Annotated in this window: 2 protein-coding genes; one reads left to right on the top strand and one right to left on the bottom strand. The window is 71.0% G+C overall.

The window, feature by feature from the left end; translation table 11 throughout:
• Nucleotides 1-1,017, top strand: a 1,017-nt coding sequence (locus ACWC2B_RS37985) for a KR domain-containing protein (RefSeq protein WP_450724915.1), incomplete at its 5' end; no start/stop codon positions are given.
• Nucleotides 1,018-1,111: 94 nt separating this feature from the next.
• Here the strand turns inward: ACWC2B_RS37985 and ACWC2B_RS37980 are convergent.
• Nucleotides 1,112-2,236 (bottom strand): tyrosine-protein phosphatase, encoded by a 1,125-nt coding sequence (locus ACWC2B_RS37980; protein WP_450724913.1) that lies wholly within the window; start codon nucleotides 2,234-2,236, stop codon nucleotides 1,112-1,114.
• Between the last annotated feature and the right edge of the window lie 155 nt (nucleotides 2,237-2,391).

The following is a 2,391-nucleotide window of genomic DNA, read 5'->3' as shown; positions in this document are numbered from 1 at the left end:
GTGTTGCGTCCGAAGGTGGATGCGGCGTGGCATCTGCATGAGGCGACCCGGGGTCTGGATCTGGACGCGTTCGTGGTGTTCTCGTCCGTGGCCGGTACATTCGGCAGCGCGGGTCAGGGCAACTACGCCGCGGGCAATGCTTTCTTGGACGCGTTGGTGGGTCACCGTCGTGCGGTGGGTCTGCCGGGGGTGTCGCTGGCGTGGGGTCCTTGGTCCCAGGACAGTGGGATGACCGGTGGTCTGACCGATGTCGATGTCCAGCGGATCGCCAGGCAGGGTATGCCGCCGCTGTCCGTCGAGGAGGGTCTGGCCCTCTTCGATGCCGCGCTGGGATCGACCGAGCCCACGGCGCTGCCCGTCCGCCTGGACCTCGCGGCGCTCCGCGCGCAGGGCGAGCCCCAGCCACTGCTGCGCGGCCTGATCCGCACCGCGAGCCGGCGCACGGCGGCGGCCGCGACGGAGGGCGACGCCTCGGCTGCCTTCGCACAGAGGCTGACCGGCCTGTCCACGGCAGAGGGACGCGAGGTCGTACTGGACGCCGTGGGCGGCCAGGTCGCGGTGGTCCTCGGGCACGCCGGCGGCACGGAGATCGACCCGGACCGCGCCTTCCTGGACCTCGGCTTCGACTCCCTGACCGCGGTCGAACTCCGCAACGGCCTGAGTGTCCTCACCGGAATCCGTCTGCCGGCGACCCTGCTCTTCGACTACCCGACGCCGGCGGAGCTCGTCGACCACCTCCACGCCCGGATCGCACCCGAGTCGCCCTCCGGACCGGAGGCACTCCTGGGCGAACTCGAAAGGCTGGAGAAGACCTTCGGCGGGCTCGACGTCACGGAGGAGGTCCACGAGCAGATAGCCGGCCGCCTGGAGGTCCTCAGGGCGAAGTGGGACGCCCTGCGGGACACCCCCGCGGCAGCCGGGCACGACGACTCCCGTTCCGACGGGGACTTCGACTTCGAGTCCGCCTCCGACGACGAGGTGTTCGACCTCCTCGACAACGAAATCGGCCTCTCCTGAACCGAAGGGACCACACACGACGCCCCTCCCGGCCGCGCGCCGGGAGGGGCGTTCTTTCGTGCAGTGCGTCAGGGCTTCTCGGCCGGCAGGCCGGTCAGTCGACGAGCAGGGTCTCCCGCAGGCGCTCCACGAACTGCCTGCCCAGTCCCAGTCCGTCCTGGAGATAGGCGTCGAAGGTGCCGAAGCGGGCCTTGACCTCGTCGAAGGAGGTGTTCAGGTACTCGGCCCTGGCGTCCAGGATCGGCTTGAGGCGGGCGGCCATCTCGGGGGTCTGCTTGGCGAGGGTGGCGGCGTTCCGCGCCGCGAGGTAGTCGTTGGTGGCCAGGTAGTCCCGCAGGACCGTGTCGCGGTCCACGCCCAGGGCCGTGAGCAGGGCGGCGGTGGCCCAGCCCGTACGGTCCCTGCCACCCTCGCAGTGGTAGGCCAGCGGGGAGGAGCGGGGGGCGTTGGCGAGACTGAACAGCGAACGATAGGCGTCGAGCGCGGAGGGCCTGGAGACGAGCCACCGGTAGGAGCGGGTCATCATCCGCTCGGACGCGGCGGCCGTGGCGGGCATTTCACGCTTGACGTCGCCGCCGAAGACATCGGCGGCGACATAGCGTGCGCCCGCGGGCACGCGGTCGGGGTCCTCGGCGCGTTCGCCCGGCATGCGCAGGTCGACGTCCGTACGGATGCCCAGGCGCTGGAGCTTGGCCAGGTCGGCGTCGGTGAGCGCGTGCAGGTCGTTGGTGCGGTACAGCACGCCCATCTTCACCCACCGGCCGTCGGCGGTGCGGTGGCCGCCCGCGTCGCGGAAGTTGGGCGCGCCCTCCAGGTGTAACGAGCGGTCGGCGAGGGTGAGCGGGTCGCCCTGGTCGGGGACGAGGCGGAACCACTGCCGGTCGGCGGGGGGCAGTCCACGTACGGTGACGTCGGCCTCGGCGCCGCCGTAGGCAACGATCCTGTCCCCGAGGTAGACGGTGACCGAACCGACCGCGGGCGCTTTCCAGGACACGGCGAACGAGCTGTCCGGCCGCTGGGTGACCTTGGCGTCGGTGAACGGAATGCCGGGTGCGGTGAGCGATGTCCGTGGCGCGTGCCGGGGCGCTGCTCCGGCGGGCGCGGCGAGGGGCTCGGCCGAGGCGTGGGGCGCGGTGAGCCCCACCGCCGACACGGCGGCCACGAACGATACGGCGAGGTGGCGGGCGGCTTGCACCGCCGCCGTGGAATGGGAGTTCATGACGGGACTTTATGGCCCGAAATGATGCGGGATTTTCTAGTGTTGGCGCAGTGTGTCGAGCTCCGTAGGCAAGCGGGCCGCGCACGCCAGGGCTCACTGCTGAGCGCCGCCGTGGAACTACCCGACGGTGACTGTGTGTTGTTCACCACACGCCT

It is taken from the genome of Streptomyces sp. NPDC001415, assembly GCF_053597395.1.
Note: the sequence above shows the minus strand (reverse complement) of the source record. Positions and strands in the feature narration are given on the sequence as shown.

Coding starts and splice junctions, on each gene's coding strand:
- ACWC2B_RS37980 (WP_450724913.1), bottom strand. CDS start 2,236: ATGAACTCCCATTCCACGGCGGCGGTGCAAGCCGCCCGCCACCTCGCC.